The organism is Vagococcus lutrae, assembly GCF_003987555.1.
GTDB classification, from domain to species: domain Bacteria; phylum Bacillota; class Bacilli; order Lactobacillales; family Vagococcaceae; genus Vagococcus_A; species Vagococcus_A lutrae.
Genome location: NZ_NGJW01000004.1, coordinates 1 through 19,792, shown reverse-complemented (window position 1 = coordinate 19,792; position 19,792 = coordinate 1). Strand labels below are relative to the sequence as shown.

Here is a 19,792-nt window from a genome sequence, read left to right as displayed (position 1 = left end):
TTTGCCGCCTTAGCTCAGCTGGTAGAGCACTACCATGGTAAGGTAGGGGTCGTCGGTTCAAGTCCGACAGGTGGCTTATATAAAGAGAATCTCACGAATGAGATTCTCTTTTCTTTTTATTCGCATTTTTTTTAAATTGCCGTTAAACTAGAGTAAGAAATGAATTTAGAAAAGGTGGAATAAACATGAAAAAAGTAGTTTTTATTCGACACGGCCAAAGTGAATGGAATCTAGCTAATCGTTTTACAGGCTGGGAAGATGTGGATTTAAGTAAACAAGGCGTCAAAGAGGCGCAAGAAGCCGGAAGAAAGATTAAAGAAGCGGGTATCCACTTTGATGTGCTTTATACTTCCGTGTTAAAACGAGCCATTAAGACAGCCCATATTGTTTTAGAAGAAACAGACCAATTATTTGTCCCCGAGTATAAATCATGGCGTTTGAATGAACGTCATTATGGCGCTTTACAAGGATTAAATAAAGCAGAAACGGCTGAAAAGTATGGAGATGAACAAGTTCATATATGGCGTCGTTCTTACGATGTTTTACCGCCACTTTTAGAAGGGGCAGATTATGATAAATTAAAAGAAGATCCACGTTATGCAAGTGTTGACCAACGTCAATTACCACAAGCAGAAAGTTTAGAAGTAACGCTTAAGCGGACACTACCTTTTTGGGACGATGCGATAGCGCCTGCTTTATTGGACGATAAAACAGTTTTAGTTGCAGCGCATGGTAATTCGTTACGTTCTTTAGTGAAATACTTAGACAATTTAAGTAAAGAAGAAGTGTTGAACTTAGAGATTCCAACGGGCTCACCTTTAGTTTATGAATTAAATGATGACTTAACTGTCTCTAAGAAATATTACCTCTAAATAGATAAAATATCAGTGCCAGAATTCATTCTCTTGAATAAATCGTTAATGATGATTCAACTTATTGATGATAAGGGATGATTTTTCTGGCTTTTCTTTTATTTTGAGATGATTTGGCGTATGATGATAGAAAAGAGTTTGAAGGATGAGAAAAGATGAAAATAATGCTAGTGGAAGATGACCAAAAATTAGTCAACTTAGTTGAAGACCATTTAACACGATATGGTTATGAGGTCGTTGTGCCTTCAGATTTGCAAAATGTGATGGTTTTTTTTGAACAGGAACAACCAGAGTTAATTTTAATGGACGTTAATTTACCTTTTTTTGACGGGTATTATTGGACGAGAAAAATAAGACAACAATCAAAATGTCCGATTATATTTTTATCTGCACGTGAGAGTCATATGGACCAAGTCATGGCATTAGAATATGGAGCAGATGATTATATTACCAAGCCTTTCTCCTATGATTTATTGTTAGCCAAAATAAAAAGCCATATTAGACGTGTCTATGGTGAATATGCACCAGGACAAGATGAGCGAGTAATTCAACGAGGTGAGCTTGTTTATTATCCTGAGCGTTTGGAGTTAATGTTTCATGACCAAAAGGAATTACTCACTAAAAAAGAAGGCGAACTCGTTGAATTATTGTTATCTAATTATCCGCACATTGCTTCTCGGGAAGCGATACTGACTAAATTATGGGATAGCGAGTATTTTGTTGATGACAATACGTTGTCAGTGAATATCACACGATTGAGAAAAAAATTTGATGATATCGGTCTACCCAATTCGATTATAACCGTTCGTGGAAAAGGCTACAGACTTGATTTAGGGGATATATAAAATGAAACTTTTTTTTAAACATCAGATTGGTTATATATTATTGTTTCTTTGCTATGCTTTCTTGTTCGCTTTGATTGTTTGGCTAGATGGTTTTCATCGTCTATCGGTCTTTATATATGCAGCTATTTTAGGTTTGTTTTTATTAATCATTTTTTTAGTGTGGCAATATTTTTCTCAAAAACATTTGTATCAAATGTTTCAGAAGAAGCGTGTTTTTGGCCTTAAAAATGACCGAACATCGGATAGTAGTGACCTTTCCCAAGAAGTGGTAGAGTTGTTAAATCATCAGTTTGATCATTATTATCGTGAAGTGACCACGATGCGCAATGCAAGAGAGGAACATCTAACCTTTATAAATCAATGGGTTCATCAGATGAAGACTCCGATTGCGGTGTTAAAACTGATGTTAGAAGAAACACCAGTTGAAAGAGAGAGTATGTTAGAAGAAATTGATAAGTTACAAGAGGGATTACAAATGGCGCTAAATGTTGCGCGAATGGAATCATTTGAACAGGACTTCATCATTGAGCAAGTTTCAGTGAGAGAGATGATTTTAGCGACTATTGATGACCATAAGCAAAATTTTATTCGACATCGCGTCTATCCTAAAATACTCTTTAAAGACGACGCGTTAATCGAAACAGATGCCAAATGGTTTCGTTTTATTTTATATCAAATCATAGGCAATAGTATTAAATATGCGGCTGGCACTGGGACTGATATTACGTTTAGTTTGATGCGTAGAGGTCAGGCGCTACAATTAAAAATCACTGATTCTGGAAGCGGTATTCGCAAAGAAGATTTACCACGTGTCTTTCGTCCGTTCTTCACAGGATATCAAGGTCGGTCTCATAAGGAAGCAACGGGAATGGGCTTGTATATGGTCGCGCAGCTTTGTGAAAAATTAAATCATCAAGTGTCAATTCACTCGATTTTAGATGAAGGGACAGAGGTCACTTTAACGATAAATGAATTTGAACATATAAAAAGTGTTGACAATCTAAAAAACGCATGATATTATTTCTATAAATTAAAAACACATGAGAAAGCTTTGACTAGAACGAGTAGATTATTAGTTTATTATCAGAGAGTCCTTGGTTGGTGAGAAAGGATATAAACGGTAGTTGAACACATCTAGGAGCTATCTTCCTGAACTATTTTTTAAACAGTAAAGTAAGGAAGTTCGTCAGTTGCACGTTATCGCAAACGGTCTTGTTGGAGACTTGCTAAGGTTATCACTGTGAAGTGGTAACGTGTTTGAGGTGGAACCGCGTCTATTTGTCGCCCTCTTAGTTCATATGAACTAAGGGGGCTTTTTTTATTGATTAGGAGGAATGTAAATGGAATTATTATGGCGAGTATTACCAAGTTTAATCAAAGGAAGTCAGATGACACTACTTGTTTTTGTCGTGACGTTAGTGGTGTCGTTACCATTAGGATTATTGTTAGGACATATTGCTTATACGGGTCCGAAATGGTTACAACGTCTATTAGCTTTCTTAGTATGGGTTATTCGTGGAACACCGTTAATGTTACAATTAATGATTGTTTTTTTCGGATTACCGCTTGCGTTTCCAGGTGTTATTGTAAATCGCTTGCCAGCAGCTCTCATAGCATTTGCGATTAACTATACAGCTTACTTTATTGAAATATTTAGAGGAGGATTTGCAGATGTGCCGGTTGGGCAAGGAGAAGTGGCTTTTGTATTAGGATTTAACAAATGGGAAACACTCTTGTATGTAACGATTCCACAAGTTTTTAAAAAGACCTTATCAGCGATAGGGAATGAAGTGATGACGCTTATTAAAGATACGTCACTTGTCTATGTGATTGGTTTGGCTGATATTATGAAAGTCGGTAAAGCGGCTGTCATGCGTGAAGTTAGCATGCTTCCTTTTGTCGGTGTGAGTCTTTTCTATTTGTGCATGACATTTATTTTTACGCTACTATTTCGATATATTGAAGGGAAGATGACTTATGAGTAATCAGGAAGTGATTTTAGAAGTAAAAGGGGCATCGAAACTTTTCGGTGAGAAAATGATTTTTAATCAAATCGATTTTCTTGCAAAGAGAGGCGAAATTCACGGAATTGTGGGGCCATCAGGTAGTGGCAAAACAACCTTTTTAAGGTGTCTATGTGGCTTAGAGACTTTTGATAGTGGGACGATGTCGGTAAACGGGAATCAGTCTGAAACGGCTCAGCGGATAGGATTAGTTTTTCAAGATTTTCAGCTTTTCCCTCATTTAACAGTCATTGAAAACCTAATGCTCGTACCAGTCAAGAAAAAGCAAATGACTCGCGAACAAGCAGCAGTTAAGGCGCAAGAGTGGCTCGAGATGCTAGGGATTGAAGGCCAAACCTCTCAGTATCCTGCTTCTTTATCGGGTGGACAAAAACAACGTGTGGCTATTGCTCGTGCGTTAATGCTATCACCAGAAGTATTATGCTATGACGAGCCGACGAGTGCGTTAGATGTTGAAAGTCGTAATCAGGTAGGGCAGATTATGCAGTTGATTCAGCAACAAGGAATGACGCAAATAATAGTGACGCATGATGTTGCCTTTGCTAATGAATATTGTCATCAAATTTTTGATTTTAATAAATAATACTAAGGAGGAAAAATGATGAAAAAGAGATTAATGAAAACAGCGATGGTGAGTTTTGTTGTATTGACAGGAGTGGTATTAACAGCGTGTGGCAGTCAGAAAGAAGAAAGTAAAACAACGAAAAAAGAGACATTAGTAGTAGGAGTCGATGATACGTTTGTTCCGATGGGATTCCGTGATGAAAACGATGAGATTGTAGGATTTGATATTGATTTAGCGAAAGAAGTCGGGAAAGAGTTAGGGATGAAGACAAAAATTCAACCCGTAGATTGGAGCATGAAAGAAACCGAGCTGTTAACAAATAAAATAGATGTGATTTGGAACGGTTATACAGTGACGCCTGAACGGGAGAAAAAAGTCGCTTTTACGATGCCGTACTTAAAAAATGAACAAGTCATTGTTGTTTTAAAAGATAGTGGCATTAAGACTTACGCTGATTTTAAAAATAAAAAAGTCGGGGCTCAAGAAGGATCAAGCGGAGAAGCGGCATTGTTAGCAGAACCTGAAAAATTATTATCCTACACGACTTCTGGAGAGCCTATAGGATACCCGACATTTACTGAAGCTTTTTTAGATTTAAAAAACAAACAAGTTGATGGGTTTATTATTGATAGTGTCTACGCAGAATACTACATTAGTAAAAGTGATGATGGAAATTTATATGACATATTACCAAGTGAATTTGAAGAAGAAGATTATGCCGTTGGCGTGAATCCAAAAAACAAAGGGTTAGTGGAAGATATTAATAATGCTTTTGTGAGTTTGAAAGAAAAAGGCAAAGTGCAAGAGATTAGTAAAAAATGGTTTGGTGATGACCGTACGCTTATTGAAACAAAATAAGAAAGAATATTATAGAAAAGATTTTCGTTTTGCTTTATTTCATGTATAATAGGGAAAGCTATGACATTAAATATAACTAATGTTAAATTATATAGAGAAAATGAAAGCGAGCGATCCATAATGCGCAGAGAACAAGCTCGAGAAAAAGAGAATCGACTAGTAAGGAAGATTGTGACGGTGGTTATTTTATCCTTAGTCTTAATCGTAACCGTATTGGGAATATATATTTATAAATATTGGCAATCAGGGCTAAAACCTTTAAATCCTAAAGATGACCATTTGGTGCAAGTGAATATTCCAATAGGTACTAGTAATAAAGGAATTGGAAATATTCTCGAAGAACAGAAAATTATAAAAAGCGGTTTAGTTTTTACTTACTATGTGAAAACTGAAAATATTACAGACTTTAAAGGTGGTTATTATCAAATGGCCCCTAACATGACACTTGATGAGATTTCAGAGATGCTGCAACAAGGTGGTAGTGAAGAGCCAGAAGCATTAGCAGATGCTCGTATCACGATACCTGAGGGTTACAGCGTTGATCAAATCGCAAAAGAAGTCGCAAGTAAGACAGGACTTAAAGAAGACGAAATCTTAAATGTGATTACTGATGAAGCGTTCTTTAAAGAACTTTTAGCGAGTTACCCTCAATTATTACAAAGTGCGTCTGAAGCACAAGATGTTCGTTTCAAACTAGAGGGATACTTGTTCCCAGCAACGTATAACTACTATAAAGATAAGGGCGTTAAACCACTTATTCAAGCGATGGTCGAACAAATGAATCAAGTGTATATTGAACGAGAAGAGATGTTTAATCAAAGTGATTTAACAGTTCAACAAGTTCTGACGTTGGCTTCGCTAGTGGAAAAAGAAGGGGTCGAAAATGAAGACCGTCGAAATATTGCGGGTGTCTTTTTAAATCGTATAGCTGCTGACATGCCGTTACAATCGGATATTTCTATTTTGTATGCGATGGATAAACATAAAGTGCATTTATCTAATAAAGATACTGAAATAGATTCTCCATATAACTTGTATATTAATAAAGGGTTTGGTCCGGGACCGTTTAATAACCCAAGTACCGATGCCATTGATGCGGTGTTAAATCCTTTAGAAAATGATTATTATTATTTCTTAGCAGATATTACGACCCATAAAGTTTATTTTGCTGAGACATATGAGAAACATTTAGAGTTAAAAGAACAATATATTGATAATTTACAATAAAATTCATTTTTAGATAGCTTAGCTATTTACAAACGCTAGGTAACATGGTAATCTGTGTGGTGTAAAGAAGTAGCTTTTCTGGACGACGTGTTCAGAAAAGCTCTTCGCTTTTTATTTATTAAGACAAGTTAAAAAGGAGCTAACTGGACATTATGGTAGAAAAAGTATATCCAATGACTTTAGAAGGTAAGGCAAAGCTAGAACAAGAATTAGAAGAATTAAAAACAGTAAAACGTAAAGAAATCGTTGAACGCATAAAAATCGCGAGAAGTTTTGGAGATTTATCAGAGAACTCTGAATATGAATCAGCTAAAGATGAGCAAGCTTTTGTTGAAGGACGTATTACAACACTAGAAAATATGATTCGTTTTGCAGAGATTATTGATAATAATGGTGCTGACGAAAATGAAGTAACCATTGGTCGAACGATTACCTTTATCGAATTACCAGACGGAGAAGAAGAAGTTTATACGATTGTTGGAAGTGCAGAAGCAGATCCAATGGCTGGAAAAATTTCAAATGATTCTCCTATTGCGAAAGCACTGATTGGAAGAAAGTTAAACGAAGAAGTCACGATTGATACACCTGGTGGCGACATGCATGTCAAAATCACAAAAATTGATTAATTCATCTGGCGAAACAGTATGACTGTTTCGCTTTTTTTATCTTTCTCAGACTTAAGACGGAGAGTAATGTCCATCTTAAGTGAACTTGGTAGTCAGAATAGAAAAAGGTATAATAGAATAAATGAAGGAGGAATGCTTGTGAGCAGCTCTTGGAAACTATTTTTTATAGTGGAAAGTCTTTTAGCCTTATTAGGTCTTTATCAATTAATTCAAAATCCACCGCAATTACTATTTTTAATCTTTGGTCTTATCAATATATCGATAGCATCCAAAAAAATGCCACGTAATAGTTTTCATCGTTTTCAATTACTCATCGGGTTATTGATGACAATGTTAGCACTGCTAACAATCGGTCCGGCAATTTGGTTGATGATGATTTTTGCGATTGTTTTCATTGGATTAAAAGGAGTCGAAGTGACCGGTTTATCCATGCAAAATGCCTTTGACCGTTCTCCGTGGCAACGAAAAGAAATGAAAATTGTTAAAACTGTCGAACCAGAGGATAAAAATGGTCGTCGCTTTAAACGCCCTTGGATTGGTAATCAACGAATTGGTACGGAAATCTATGAATGGGATGATATTAACATTACCCTGTTTTCTGGAGATACCATTATCGACTTAGGTAATACGTTGCTACCTAAAGCTGATAATGTTGTCATGATACGTAAAGCATTAGGAAGAACTCGTGTTTTAGTACCGATTGAAATTGGGCTAATGATTGAACATTCCACGCTCTATGGCAATGTAATTTTTGATGAGCAAACGTATACGTTAAAAAATGAATCACTCAAACTATTTAGTGATGATTATGACCATAGTACTCGACGTTTAAAAATTGTCACGAGTACTTTAGTTGGAGATATCGAGGTGATTCGCATATGATGACACGGATGAATCGCTGGTGGTTATTCTTTTATACATTTGTTTTAACAGAAATTATTTTACTTTTAACTCTCTATTCTTATTTTTACTCACAAAGTAAAAAAGGTTGGCTAAAGGAACTTTTTACGGCTAAAATCAGTCATATCCCTTTATTTATTTATATTTTGGTGATTGCGTTAGTTGTAAGTTTAATGGTCACACTTGTTGTTTACTTTTTTAGACGTTCACAGTATGGTAATCTAGAAGAGAAATTAGCATTATTAGCGCGAAATCATTATGATAGTCCTTTGTTTTTAAAAAGAACTCAAACGCTAGCTCAAACAGACGGCATGGAAGAAATTGACAGTTATATCGATGATATTCGCAAGAAGATGGCGACGATGTCAAAAGATTTACAAGTTATTTCCAGTCAGCCCCAAATGGTTGATGGTGAATCAAAAGAACTCATATTACAAGCTGAACGGCATCGTATTGCTCGTGAACTGCATGATTCGGTGAGCCAGCAACTTTTTGCTGCCTCTATGATGATGGCAACCTTGCTGGAAGAAGCTAAACGGGAAGAAACGACGGATAGTTTGCAAAAACAGGTTGAAATGGTTGGAGATATCATCAATCATTCTCAATCGGAGATGCGTGCGCTATTACTCCATTTACGTCCTATTTCCTTAGAAGGAAAGACGTTAAAGAAAGGAATCCAGCAGTTATTAATCGAGCTACAAACAAAAGTCAATATCGAATTAACGTGGGAAGTCGAAGATATTTCCCTAGAAAGCGGCATGGAAGATCATCTGTTTCGTATTGTACAAGAACTGCTATCAAATACGTTACGACACGCCAAGGCGACGTCACTGGATGTCTATTTAAAACGTCGCGACCACGTGTTATTGTTGCGAGTAATTGATGACGGCGTTGGCTTTGATACGACAGACAGTCATGTGGGGAGTTATGGCTTGTCAAATATTCGTGAACGAGTGAACGGTATGGGTGGAACATGTAAAATTATTAGTTTTAAAGGGAAAGGAACAAGTATCGATATACGTGTTCCAATAGTAGAGGAGTGACAAAATGATAAAAGTGTTGTTGGTAGATGATCACGAGATGGTTAGGTTGGGAGTGTCATCGTACTTAGGGATTCAATCCGATATTGAAGTGATTGGCGAAGCGGAAAATGGTTTAATCGGATATGAAAAAGCTCTCGAATTAAAGCCGGATATTATTTTAATGGACTTAGTAATGGATGTCATGGATGGCATCGAGGCAACGAAAAAAATATTACAAGATTGGCCTGAAGCCAAAATTTTAATTGTCACGAGCTTTATTGACGACGAAAAAGTCTATCCAGCGATTGAAGCAGGTGCTGCCGGCTATTTATTAAAAACATCCACAGCCAGTCAAATAGCCCAAGCAATTCGTGCAACGTATAATGGCGAAACAGTTTTAGAGCCTGAGGTTACGGGTAAAATGATGGCCAAAATGGCGAAAGCTCAAATACCTGAACCACATGAAGAATTAACGAATCGTGAAAATGAGATTCTCTTGTTAATATCAGAAGGAAAAAGTAATCAGGAAATTGCCGATGAACTTTTCATTACATTAAAAACCGTTAAGACCCATGTGTCTAATATTTTATCAAAATTAAATGTAGAAGATCGAACACAAGCAGCCATTTATGCGTTCAAGCATGGTATAGTAAAGTAATTGAAGTTATTAATAGAAAAGAAAGTAGGATAAAAAGATGAAGCAAAGTTTTGCAGTTATTGGACTGGGAAGATTTGGTTCAAGCGTCTGTAATAGTTTAATCGAGTCTAAACAAGAAGTATTAGCTATCGACCGCGATGAAGATCGCGTGAATGAATACATGGATATTGCGACCCATGCTGTTGTGGCAAATGCGCAAGATGAGGCAACGTTAAGACAGTTAGGTTTAAACAATTTCGACCATGTGATTGTTGCAATAGGAGAGGATATTCAAGCTAGTATTCTTGTCACGCTAATGGCGAAAGAAATGGGCGTCAGTCGTATTACCGCAAAAGCGCAAGACCAGTATCACGCAAAAGTATTAGAAAAAGTAGGGGCTGACCGTGTTGTTCACCCAGAACGTGATATGGGAGAGCGTGTTGCACATCAATTAATATCAAAAAACATTTTAGACTTTTTAGAACTTTCAGATGAGTACAGTATCGCGGAAGTAAAAGTGACGAACCACGCCTACTTAGAGAAAACACTTATTGATTTAAATCTACGTCAAAAATACGGATTAAACGTGGTGGCTATTCGACGTGAAGGACGTGGCTTAATTGTCTCGCCAGCTGCAACTGAAATTGTGAAATTTAATGATACATTATTTGTAGTTGGAGCGACAGAAGATGTGGAAGAATTTGATGATAAAATGAATTAACAAGTCAAGCATGAAAAACGCGATAAGCCTTATTTTATGTTATGATAGGAGTAATTCAAAAAGAAAGTGATGGATTTGAGATGAAATTAACAGTATCAGATAAAGCACATCAATGGTTTAAAAGTGAACTAGGATTAGCTGAAGGAGATTACTTACACTTTTTTGGTAAATACGGTGGTGCAACAAATGTTCATGCTGGTTTTTCAACGGCAATGCGACCTGAATCGCCAGAAGAGACACCAATGGCAACCGTGACAAAAGAAGGTATCACATACTATACGGCAGAAAATGATGATTGGTTTTTCAGTGATTACGACTTATCCGTTGATTACGATGAAAAAAGGGATGAACCAACTTACTTTTATACGGAATAGAAAAAAGGACGTACATTTTTGTACGTCCTTTTTTTTAGTATCCTTCTGTTAGATTGACAACACTTTCGCAAACAGTCCCGTCTTTCATATAAGAGTGATAGTTTCGTGTGAATAAAGCGATAAGTCGGTCTGCATAATAGTTTGAATTTCCAGCAATATGCGGTGTTATCAAAACGTTAGGTTCCGACCAAATCGGATGATGTTGGTCTAAAGGTTCTTCTTCTAAAACATCTAAACCTGCAAAGGCTAGCTCTTGATGACGTAATGCTTCAAGTAAGTCATTCGTGTTAACAGATGCGCCACGGCCGACGTTAATGAACCAAGCGTCATTTTTCATTTGTTTGAAGAATTTAGCGTCGAATAGATGATGTGTCTCGTCAGTTAATGGAAGAATATTGACGACAATATCCATATCCCCTACAACGTTTAATAAGTCTTCTTGCGGATAATTCTTGATAAAGTGTGGTAGGTCGTATCCGCTCCGGTTAATTCCGTAAACGTCTAATTCAAATACTTCTGCTACTTTAGCTAAGTGTCGCCCAATTTTACCTGTCCCTACAATGAGTAATTTTTTATGTGCCAACTCAATAATATCATTTGGGTCTTGCCAAATACGCGCAGTTTGTTGTAGAACGGATTGTTGAATACCACGACTTTTGGCTAGTAACATTCCCATAACCGTTTCGGTAATTTGAGAACCGTGTATGCCACTTGCTGATGTTAATTGGATATTTTGTCGTGCAATTTCTGCTAAATCAAAATAATCAACACCAGCAGAAAAAGATTGAATCCATTTTAATGAGTTGTTTGGCATGTAAAGAACACGTTCGCCAATGTCTTTTTTCCAACCAATAATGATTTCAACAGCTTGTAAATCTTGATCAGTTAGATCGTCAGTATCAGTGACAACTTTATAATCAGTCGCAACCTCTTGTAATTGTGATACTAACTTTTCTGATAATGGATAAAGTACTAAGATTGTTTTCATGAACAAACCCCTTTAAGAATTATTTTTTTAAATGATCTTTGAATCGCTGTTGCATGATGATTTGACGATATAGTACATAAGAGACTAAAATAATAACAAAGTTTGAGCTAACAGATTGAAAGGCAAAATCAATCGCCGCAGTAATAAAAACAGGCATGGTCGAAGCAAATACGACTAATTTAAAACTTTCACCAAAAGTAAGGTTCATAAGACGAGCTCCCGTAAAGAAATGACTAATCATTGTAACAATTAATAGTGAAAAGACAAAGTTTGCCAAGACAGGAATTAAAAGCACAAGGAACGTTACACCCGACACATAGCGTGTTGAACGATTGGATGTGGCAAGATTTTCAAAGTAGCCTTTGTTAAGTTGTTGACTATCAAAACGATCGTAGGTCAAAATCATTGGGTTTACTTGCAATTGCGAAGCAATAATGTTTTCATCTGCAATCGCAAATACTACTTCATTTTTAAGTAAACCAACACCTATCACATTACCAGATAAATCTTTTCGGATATCTTCAGGCGTTCGTTTGTTCTGAGGGTCGAACGAGAATACCATGTAATCAGTTTGATAGATAAAGCCGTCTTCTTCTTTTTCGGTCGTCAATTGATTGTTTTCTATCTTAAATTCCGGCATTTCTTTTGCAATTTTTTGCATGTCGTCTTGAACAAGATTAAAAACATGAACCACTTGTCGAATGACCGGAAGTGCTAGAATCAAGCTTAATATTAGTAAATATAGAAAAACTTTTCCACCAGATTTTTTGCGCCCTTCATACAAATCAGCTGGTTTTTTAAACGCGGTAACAAATAATTGGACTAAGGTCATATAGTCCCTCCTTTAATTCTTTTCTGTTTTAATTGTAAACGTTTTGGGATGAATACTCAAGTAAGGCGGACTCCATGTGAAAAGCAATAACTTTGTGATTTTCTAAAAAAAATGCTATTCTATTAGTAGAGGTTATTTATAAAAATTATTATTTGGAGGGTTATGACATGAGTTATTCATTACCAAAATTACCATACGCATATGATGCATTAGAGCCACACATTGATGAGTTAACAATGCATTTGCACCACGAAAAGCATCACAATACTTACGTAACCAATTTAAATGCGGCTATTGAGAAGCATCCTGAATTAGGCGAAAAAGATATTGACACATTAGTAGCAGAGTTAGATGCTGTTCCTGAAGATATTCGTACGGCTGTACGTAACAATGGTGGCGGACATGCTAACCATACATTCTTCTGGGAAATTATGGCACCAAATGCTGGTGGCGAACCAACAGGTGAAATTAAAGAAGCTATTGACAAAACATTCGGTAGTTTTGACCAATTTAAAACAGATTTTGCTGCAGCTGCAACAGGACGTTTCGGTTCTGGTTGGGCATGGTTAGTGGTTAATGACGGAAAATTAGAAATTATGTCAACGCCAAACCAAGATTCACCTTTAACAGAAGGAAAAACCCCTGTATTAGGTTTAGATGTTTGGGAACACGCATACTATAAAAAATATAGTAACGTTCGTCCTGACTACATTAAAGCTTTTTGGAATGTTGTCAACTGGGATGAAGTCAACAAACGCTATAACGCTGCAAAATAGTCTTGCTGGACTGATAAAAGCGTTGTTATAGATATAAGCTAAGTAGGAAACTACTTAGCTTTTTTTGTTAATTATCCTAGAATTTGGTACGATAAAGATAAGAGAATAGGGGGAGGCGTCAAGTTTTGATAACACTACATCATATCAAAGCATCAGGAAATCATTATTTAATGCTAGACAATCGTCAAGAGAAGAGAGCGACAGACGAGTTTTCAAGACTGGCACAAAAAATTGCACAAGATTTTCCAAACATGAAAAGTTTTATAGTATTGGAAGACTCAACAGAAGAAGTGACGGTAAAAATGACGACGTTTCATCGTGATGGTACAGAATGTTTACTGTGTGGAAATGGAATTAGAGGAGTCGCACATTTTTTGTTTGATGAAAATCCAGAAAAGAACGTGCACCAATTAATTGAGACACGTCATGCGACATTGCACGTCCAAAAAATAGTGGATGATATTAGCGACCATCTTTATCGTGTTGAAATTTCTCCCATGAGTTTATTAATGGAAACATTAAATCGAGAAGTTGAGAGTGGGACAACCTTTATTGAGAAACGCTTAAAAGACATTACCCGTAAGTTAAGATTTACAGCCATTGCCACGCCAACGCCTCATTTAGTTACGTTTGTCAAAGAAACGGATGGGTTGTCGATAGCAGAGAGACAACTTATTGCAGAAAAACTGACACAAGGTAATCGTTATTTTCCAAATGGAATTAACGTAAGTTTTGTAAAAGTTGATAAAGATAGATTATATGTTGATACATTTGAAACAGTGGCAGGGCATACTTTTTCCTGTGGAACGGCTATGGCAGCAAGTGGCTTACTTTATTCATTACTCTACTTACGAGAGTTTGGAGAATTAATTGAAGTGAAAAGTGCTGGAGGGACAGTGTTTGTAAGACCAAGACAAACACCTGAAGGTCAATATTGGGTTGAGTTGCAAGGGGAAGCAACGTTGATCGAGCATATCGTTTATGATGAATCAGATTAAAAAAAGGAGCAGATTTCTGCTCCTTTTTGTGTTTAATATTAGGCTTTGGTTGCTTCTATTGTAATCGTTTGATTACTGTCAGAAGGTGCTAACTCATACTCATAGTCAGCTGAGATAACAATATTTTTGAAACCAGCTTGTTCTAAAAGTAATGTAATCTCTGTTAAACCGTACCACTTAATGTTTAGTTGTTGGTGTTGAGTATCAACTAAACGTTGGTTTTGCCACAGTTGATAAGTATAGAGATGATGTATTTCTTGTGTTAGCCAATCAATCTTGGTTATTTCATGTTCAACCGAAATGGATTTTTGAGAATCCCATTCATATTGTGAACGTTGACGTTCTCCAAGTTCTGGATAAAAGGGTAAATCAATATCAAAAATTATTCTGCCACCTTGTTTTAAATCCGACACGCATTTTTCTAAGAAAAGTTGGATACCTTTATGAGCCGTAATAAGATTAAACGTTGCGACAGGAATAATAAGTGTGTCAAAAGAGTGTGGGAATTGACGCGTCATATAATCGCCTTGATATAAAGAAGTTGTTAGTTGACGGCGAGCGAGTTCATCACGACAAAGTGAAAGCATTTCATCTGAATACTCTATCCCTTCGATATTCACTCCTTCCTCTAAAAGAGGAATCAGTGCCCTACCCGTACCACTACCAATTTCTAACACTCGTTGATTTTTTGATGAGTTAGCTTGGATACGTTCCAAGTAATAATCAATATCGCCATTAAGAGCTGTACCGATTGGTTTTGATAGCTGATAAACAATCGTGGCTAATTCGCCATAGTAGTCCTTCATCATCATTCATTTCCTTTCTTCACGATTGCTTCAATCCATTTGTGAGAATGATAAGCAAGCGAATCGTCATAATAGGTTGCATCTTGTTCCACTAACGTTAAAAATTCTTTTATTGTTGTTTCAAACCCACGTTTTTCAAGTGTTGGTGTCCAATCAGGAAATGTCTGATGAATCGTTCCATCGGGCGTTGTATGATTTAGTTGAGCAAGGTTATGGACATGATACGTACCGCTTGGACTTTGCACTTCAATACTTTCCGTACGAGCGCCACTATTGAGATTGGTAATACAAATGACCGTATTTTGTTGATTTGAAAGATGCAAGCATACTCGCTCTAAGCTTTGATTAGCTTCATTGATTTGTAAATCAATATAGTGCTGCTGAACGGCTCCTTCCATTAAAAACAAGCCCGTATCGACAACATGGATAAATAAATCGTACAAAATTTCCTTTAACGATTTAGATGTTCCCATAATATTTTTTTGAACGATAATCATATTTTTATCGGGAACCTCTTTAAGTTGTTGAACCATAGGAGCACGGCGCCGGTTAAATCCTGTAAATAGAAGACATTGCTGTTGTTTGGCAAGCGCCAGAAGTTCTTTGACTTCATCTAAATTTTCGCTAATCGGTTTATCAACATAAACATGTACCCCTTTTTCTAAAAACATTTTAATAAAAGTATAATGGGTAGAGGTTGATGTATGAATAAAGCATGCATCTAAGTCTGCTTCGTAGAACGTCTGAAAATCGTCATAGACGAATTGCCATTGATATTGATTAGCTAAGCGTTCTCTCGTTTCTTTGTTTCGAGTGAAATAATGCCACTCGACATTCGTTTGTAATTGATTCATAATCGGCAAGTATGCTTTTTGTGCAATCGTGCCTAAACCCATTACACCAATTTTTAACACCATATTGATTCACCGTTTCCTTTCTATTTTTTCATCCATATTTCTAACGTTTGTCGGTCAATTACGGAATTACTTGAAAAACTACCTTGTTTGGTTAACACAAGTAATTCATTCATTGTTTGTTCAATAAATTCGATATCATGAGTGATAATAAAGATAAAGAGATTATGTTTTTTCATCAAATTCAACGCATTTTTCAACTGCATCATATGTTGATAATCCATACCGCTAGTTGGTTCATCTAAAATGACCACTTTTTTTCCAGATAGTAAAGCTGAAGCAATCGCTACACGTTGTTTTTCGCCACCAGAAAGCGTCATTGGATGTCTTTTTAGCAAGTGCCCTAAGTTCAGGCTCTGAATGATTTCATCGCGTAATTCTAATCGTGTCGCTTTTAAAGTTAATTCTCGTTCGACTGTTTCTGTAAAGAGCTGATAGTTGACATCTTGCATGACAAGATAACTCTGCCGTAATCGTTCTTTATCTGAAAGAAAATTACCATTCCAACTTATTTTATCAGCGTCACACGGTAAAATTCCTGCTAATTGTTTAGAAAATGTCGATTTTCCTACCCCATTTGGACCAATAATCCCTATGATAGTTCCGGCTTTAAATTCATGTGTCTGTGTTGTTAACAAAGGTTGTGATTTAGCGTGCCATCTTACAGGGATTTGTTTGATACTAAGTGTTTCGACATCATCGTTGCACGCAATCATCGACGGTGACAGGGTGATTTTTTCAGGAAGTTGCTTTGTTCTTAAGCCAAGTGTTTGTCGTTCATCACTAGTTAGATCTTCCCAAGAAGGCTTATCATATAAAGTCCAATCACGAGCAGGCGTTTGATATAGATAGTAGTCTGCGAGAGATTCCAAATAATAAAGACGATGTTCTGAGATAATAAGAGTACAACCGACATTCTTTAAGCGGTGCAAGATATCGGTAAGGCGTTCAATCGTTTGTAAATCAAGATTACTGGATGGTTCGTCGAGTACGAGATATTCTGGATGAAGCATGTAGGCAGACGCGAGTGCAACCAGTTGTTTTTCGCCACCTGACAATGAGAACATCTCACGGTTTAAAAGGTCGTGGATATTAAAAAGAGTCGCGACGTCTTCAATTCGAGATTGAATCTTGTCAGGCGACATTCCAATATTTTCACATGGAAAAGCTAATTCACTTAAAACCTCTAACGTGAAAAACTGCGTTTTAGGATTTTGAAAAACAGAACCAATACGTTCAGGAAGCTGATAAAAAGATAAATCGTTATAGGACATGTCATTTAAGTACCTTTCGCCTTCCAAAGTCCCTTCATATAATTCATTGATTAAGCCGTTGATGATTCGTGTAATGGTTGTTTTACCACAGCCACTTGCCCCACATAACACGATACAGTCCCCTTGTTGAATATCTAGAGATAAGTCGCTAATGATCGTTTCGTTTTGATAGGTAAAAGAGACATGATTTAAAGAAATTCCCATAGACTTAAGCCTCCAATTAAAAATATGATAAGTATGGTTATAATCAGCCAATCAAAAAAAGTCATTTTTTTCTGATAAATAGAAGTCGATATTGCTGGATGATTAATACCACGTGTTAGAGCTGCACTGCTAAGATCAAGAGCCGTCACAGAGGCGTTCATTAGTAGCGGAATTAAAATATATTCTAGTGTCTGTAAAGGGTGGCGCGCCATTTCCCAATTTGTTACCGCAATGCCTCTAAATTTCATCGCCGAACGAATTTGTTGATAGTCCTTTCTCAGTGTAGGAAAAAAACGGAATAAAACACTGAGTGGGATGATAATAAATTCTGGTATTTTCCATTTTCGTAAAGTGTAGATGAGTGAAGATACTGGCGTTGATTTTATCAAAAAGCCCGCCATCATGGTCAAAGGAAACAGTCGTCGTACGGTTAAGGTATAAAATCCGATGATTGATCCAATAATGGGCAGCTGTGATAAAAAGTTAGGCCTAGATAATAAGAGAATACTCAAATAAATGCTGATATAAATAAAGATTCTGCGCCATTCTTTTTGACTGGCTAGAATAAGTAATAAGAGAATCAAATAACTGCTTTCAATAACAATGGGTAGATGAAAAAAAACCATAATATTAGTAAAAAGGACGAGAGCGATTTTAGTTTGTGTATTAAGCGAAGGCATTGTAACAACCAGTCCTTTCATTATGAGAGTGCTGCGAAATGTTTTTGAATCATTTTATCTCCGATAATTGCTCCAATAATGCTGCAGATGATTAGAAAGCCTAAACTGATAAAGAGAGTTTGCTGATTAATAAAAGTAAAGGTATCGGCTATATATGCTGCATCTTTCCCACGCGCTACTAAGTTGTTAACATAAGCTTTTTTAAAGAACCACAACGGTAAGATAGGTCCCATCATATTAAAGGAGAATATAACAAAGCTAATTTGATTTATCCGTTTGTTTTTATAATGTCCCATACGTGCGACCCAATCTGCTAAAAATCCCGCAACAAAGTGTGGCACAAAGGTGAGTGAAAAATGTCCGACAAGCAAGAAAAAGAGCCCCATGACAATGCCCATGATTGAAACGGCACCAAATTTTGGAACTTTTTGAATGAGCAAGAAATATACGGCTCCTGTAATGAATGCTACAAATCCAGGTAATAAAATAATTGAAAAACCAGGAATTAGAATCGAACTTAAAAAGGTCGCAACCCCTGTTAGTAAAAAGTATATTGCGGTATATACGCCTATGGTAATCATATCATTAATCTTAAGTTTATTTTGCATTATTTATCCTCCACTAAGTAATATGCGTTATTTTTCACATATTAAATTAAAATTTAAAATCAGTTGTTAGTATAACATAAGTGAGAAAGATTATCAGTGTTTTTTAGAATGATTATTAATGGATTGTTTTATTTTGAAGAGAATAAATGTAGGCGATAAGATTGACAATCACTAGATAAAGTAGGTATGATAACAGTCGAATATTAATAACACAAGATGTAGTATAAGGAAGTAGGAGGAAAATGAGTGTGATTGTTTTAGCGGGAACAATAGGAGCTGGTAAGTCCAGTTTGTCAGAAATGATTGCCAATGAATTAGGCAGTGAGGTTTTTTATGAAGAAGTAGATAATAACGAGATATTACCTTTATTTTACGCAGACCCTAATAAATATGCATTTTTACTACAAATCTACTTTTTGAACAAGCGTTTTGCAAGTATTAAACAGGCGCTTGCTCATGATAACAATGTCTTAGATCGTTCCATTTATGAAGATTCGCTATTGTTTCATTTGAATGCGGATTTAGGACGTGCGAATGACACGGAAGTAAAAGTTTACGATGAGTTATTAAAAAATATGATGGAAGAGCTTCCATATGCTGCTCATAAAAAACACCCTGATTTGTTGGTTCATATCAAAGTGTCGTTTGAAACTATGTTAGCACGTATTGAAAAACGTGGAAGAGAATTCGAACAATTAAGTTATGACCCATCACTTTATGATTACTATAAAGAACTCAATAAGCGTTATGAAGCTTGGTATCAAAATTATGATGAAAGCCCGAAAATGGAAATTGACGGCGATGCTTTAAACTTTGTTGAAGATGAAGAGGCAGCCAAAGTTGTAATTCAGATGGTTAAAGATAAATTAGAAGAAGTTAGAGGAGAAAAGCTCTAAAAGAAAACACCGCTTGTAGGAACTGACCCACTTACGTGGGACACAATAAAAAAGCACTTCTTGTTGAATTCAAGTAAAATGAATTTAACAGGAGGTGCTTTTTAGCATGGGAACAAGAGTATCGTATCCATTAGAAGTAAAGCAA

23 protein-coding genes, 1 tRNA gene and 1 other annotated feature are annotated in these 19,792 nt (G+C 36.3%); of the genes, 17 read left to right on the top strand and 7 right to left on the bottom strand.

All coding sequences use genetic code 11. The annotated features are described in order from the left end of the window. Window positions 1-3: 3 nt before the first annotated feature. From CBF33_RS03815 to CBF33_RS03750, 14 genes are all read left to right on the top strand, one after another. Window positions 4-76 (top strand) — tRNA-Thr (locus CBF33_RS03815). 109 nt (window positions 77-185) lie between these two features. After that, a complete protein-coding gene (gene gpmA / locus CBF33_RS03810) occupies window positions 186-872 on the top strand; it encodes a 2,3-diphosphoglycerate-dependent phosphoglycerate mutase (protein WP_126761768.1) in 687 nt (228 codons plus the stop codon). A 155-nt stretch (window positions 873-1,027) separates the two neighbouring features. Then, window positions 1,028-1,717 (top strand): response regulator transcription factor, encoded by a 690-nt coding sequence (locus tag CBF33_RS03805; protein ID WP_126761766.1) that lies wholly within the window; start codon window positions 1,028-1,030, stop codon window positions 1,715-1,717. A gap of 1 nt (window position 1,718) precedes the next feature. Next, a complete protein-coding gene (locus CBF33_RS03800; protein WP_126761764.1) occupies window positions 1,719-2,732 on the top strand; it encodes a sensor histidine kinase in 1,014 nt (337 codons plus the stop codon). 27 nt (window positions 2,733-2,759) lie between these two features. Next, window positions 2,760-3,009 (top strand) — a binding site (T-box leader). Between the two features lie 48 nt (window positions 3,010-3,057). Then, the gene (locus tag CBF33_RS03795; RefSeq protein ID WP_126761762.1) at window positions 3,058-3,702 is read left to right on the top strand and encodes an amino acid ABC transporter permease; all 645 of its coding nucleotides are present in this window, start codon (window positions 3,058-3,060) and stop codon (window positions 3,700-3,702) included. A gap of 10 nt (window positions 3,703-3,712) precedes the next feature. Next, window positions 3,713-4,324, top strand: a complete 612-nt coding sequence (locus tag CBF33_RS03790; RefSeq protein ID WP_202584905.1) for an amino acid ABC transporter ATP-binding protein — start codon at window positions 3,713-3,715, stop codon at window positions 4,322-4,324. Between the two features lie 18 nt (window positions 4,325-4,342). Continuing rightward, on the top strand, window positions 4,343-5,164 hold the full coding sequence (locus CBF33_RS03785; protein WP_126761760.1) for an amino acid ABC transporter substrate-binding protein: 822 nt from the start codon (window positions 4,343-4,345) through the stop codon (window positions 5,162-5,164). Window positions 5,165-5,284: 120 nt separating this feature from the next. Continuing rightward, window positions 5,285-6,391 carry an endolytic transglycosylase MltG gene (gene mltG, locus CBF33_RS03780; RefSeq protein ID WP_244919680.1) on the top strand — a complete coding sequence of 369 codons (1,107 nt, stop codon included), beginning with the start codon at window positions 5,285-5,287 and terminating at the stop codon, window positions 6,389-6,391. A 152-nt stretch (window positions 6,392-6,543) separates the two neighbouring features. After that, window positions 6,544-7,017 (top strand): transcription elongation factor GreA, encoded by a 474-nt coding sequence (gene greA / locus CBF33_RS03775; protein ID WP_126761755.1) that lies wholly within the window; start codon window positions 6,544-6,546, stop codon window positions 7,015-7,017. Between the two features lie 138 nt (window positions 7,018-7,155). After that, window positions 7,156-7,899, top strand: coding sequence for a cell wall-active antibiotics response protein LiaF (liaF, locus tag CBF33_RS03770; protein ID WP_126761753.1), 744 nt, complete (start codon window positions 7,156-7,158; stop codon window positions 7,897-7,899). Then, window positions 7,896-8,960, top strand: a complete 1,065-nt coding sequence (locus CBF33_RS03765) for a sensor histidine kinase (RefSeq protein WP_126761751.1) — start codon at window positions 7,896-7,898, stop codon at window positions 8,958-8,960. The genes liaF and CBF33_RS03765 overlap by 4 nt, the downstream gene beginning before the upstream one ends. A 4-nt stretch (window positions 8,961-8,964) precedes the next feature. Further along, window positions 8,965-9,597, top strand: a complete 633-nt coding sequence (locus CBF33_RS03760) for a response regulator transcription factor (protein ID WP_126761749.1) — start codon at window positions 8,965-8,967, stop codon at window positions 9,595-9,597. Between the two features lie 37 nt (window positions 9,598-9,634). Beyond that, on the top strand, window positions 9,635-10,297 hold the full coding sequence (locus tag CBF33_RS03755; protein ID WP_126761747.1) for a potassium channel family protein: 663 nt from the start codon (window positions 9,635-9,637) through the stop codon (window positions 10,295-10,297). 80 nt (window positions 10,298-10,377) lie between these two features. Beyond that, complete coding sequence (locus tag CBF33_RS03750; RefSeq protein ID WP_126761746.1) at window positions 10,378-10,671, top strand: HesB/YadR/YfhF family protein; 294 nt, start codon at window positions 10,378-10,380, stop codon at window positions 10,669-10,671. 34 nt (window positions 10,672-10,705) lie between these two features. Here the strand turns inward: CBF33_RS03750 and CBF33_RS03745 are convergent, their stop codons facing one another. Continuing rightward, window positions 10,706-11,659: an NAD(P)-dependent oxidoreductase gene (locus CBF33_RS03745; protein WP_126761745.1), complete on the bottom strand. Its 954-nt coding sequence runs from the start codon at window positions 11,657-11,659 to the stop codon at window positions 10,706-10,708. 19 nt (window positions 11,660-11,678) lie between these two features. Beyond that, a complete protein-coding gene (locus CBF33_RS03740) occupies window positions 11,679-12,491 on the bottom strand; it encodes a DUF1189 domain-containing protein (protein WP_126761743.1) in 813 nt (270 codons plus the stop codon). A gap of 167 nt (window positions 12,492-12,658) precedes the next feature. Between CBF33_RS03740 and CBF33_RS03735 the strand changes: the two genes are divergently transcribed. Then, on the top strand, window positions 12,659-13,267 hold the full coding sequence (locus CBF33_RS03735; protein ID WP_023606406.1) for a superoxide dismutase: 609 nt from the start codon (window positions 12,659-12,661) through the stop codon (window positions 13,265-13,267). A 125-nt stretch (window positions 13,268-13,392) separates the two neighbouring features. After that, the gene (locus CBF33_RS03730; RefSeq protein ID WP_126761741.1) at window positions 13,393-14,265 is read left to right on the top strand and encodes a diaminopimelate epimerase; all 873 of its coding nucleotides are present in this window, start codon (window positions 13,393-13,395) and stop codon (window positions 14,263-14,265) included. Window positions 14,266-14,303: 38 nt separating this feature from the next. On the opposite strand, the gene CBF33_RS03725 is transcribed toward CBF33_RS03730, so the two are convergent. The 5 genes from CBF33_RS03725 to CBF33_RS03705 are packed head-to-tail and all read right to left on the bottom strand — an operon-like array spanning window position 14,304 to window position 18,751. Further along, entirely contained in the window at window positions 14,304-15,077 is a 774-nt protein-coding gene (locus CBF33_RS03725; RefSeq protein WP_126761739.1) for a class I SAM-dependent methyltransferase, read from the bottom strand. Then, entirely contained in the window at window positions 15,074-15,988 is a 915-nt protein-coding gene (locus CBF33_RS03720; protein ID WP_126761737.1) for a Gfo/Idh/MocA family protein, read from the bottom strand. Before CBF33_RS03720 ends, CBF33_RS03725 begins: the two co-directional genes overlap by 4 nt. Window positions 15,989-16,008: 20 nt before the next feature. Continuing rightward, complete coding sequence (locus CBF33_RS03715) at window positions 16,009-17,463, bottom strand: ABC transporter ATP-binding protein (RefSeq protein ID WP_126761735.1); 1,455 nt, start codon at window positions 17,461-17,463, stop codon at window positions 16,009-16,011. Further along, a complete protein-coding gene (locus CBF33_RS03710) occupies window positions 17,448-18,143 on the bottom strand; it encodes an energy-coupling factor transporter transmembrane component T (protein WP_170167743.1) in 696 nt (231 codons plus the stop codon). The genes CBF33_RS03715 and CBF33_RS03710 overlap by 16 nt, the downstream gene beginning before the upstream one ends. A 20-nt stretch (window positions 18,144-18,163) precedes the next feature. Further along, window positions 18,164-18,751 carry an MptD family putative ECF transporter S component gene (locus tag CBF33_RS03705; RefSeq protein ID WP_126761731.1) on the bottom strand — a complete coding sequence of 196 codons (588 nt, stop codon included), beginning with the start codon at window positions 18,749-18,751 and terminating at the stop codon, window positions 18,164-18,166. Between the two features lie 242 nt (window positions 18,752-18,993). Between CBF33_RS03705 and CBF33_RS03700 the strand changes: the two genes are divergently transcribed. Continuing rightward, window positions 18,994-19,647 (top strand): deoxynucleoside kinase, encoded by a 654-nt coding sequence (locus tag CBF33_RS03700; RefSeq protein ID WP_202585376.1) that lies wholly within the window; start codon window positions 18,994-18,996, stop codon window positions 19,645-19,647. Window positions 19,648-19,792 lie beyond the last annotated feature (145 nt).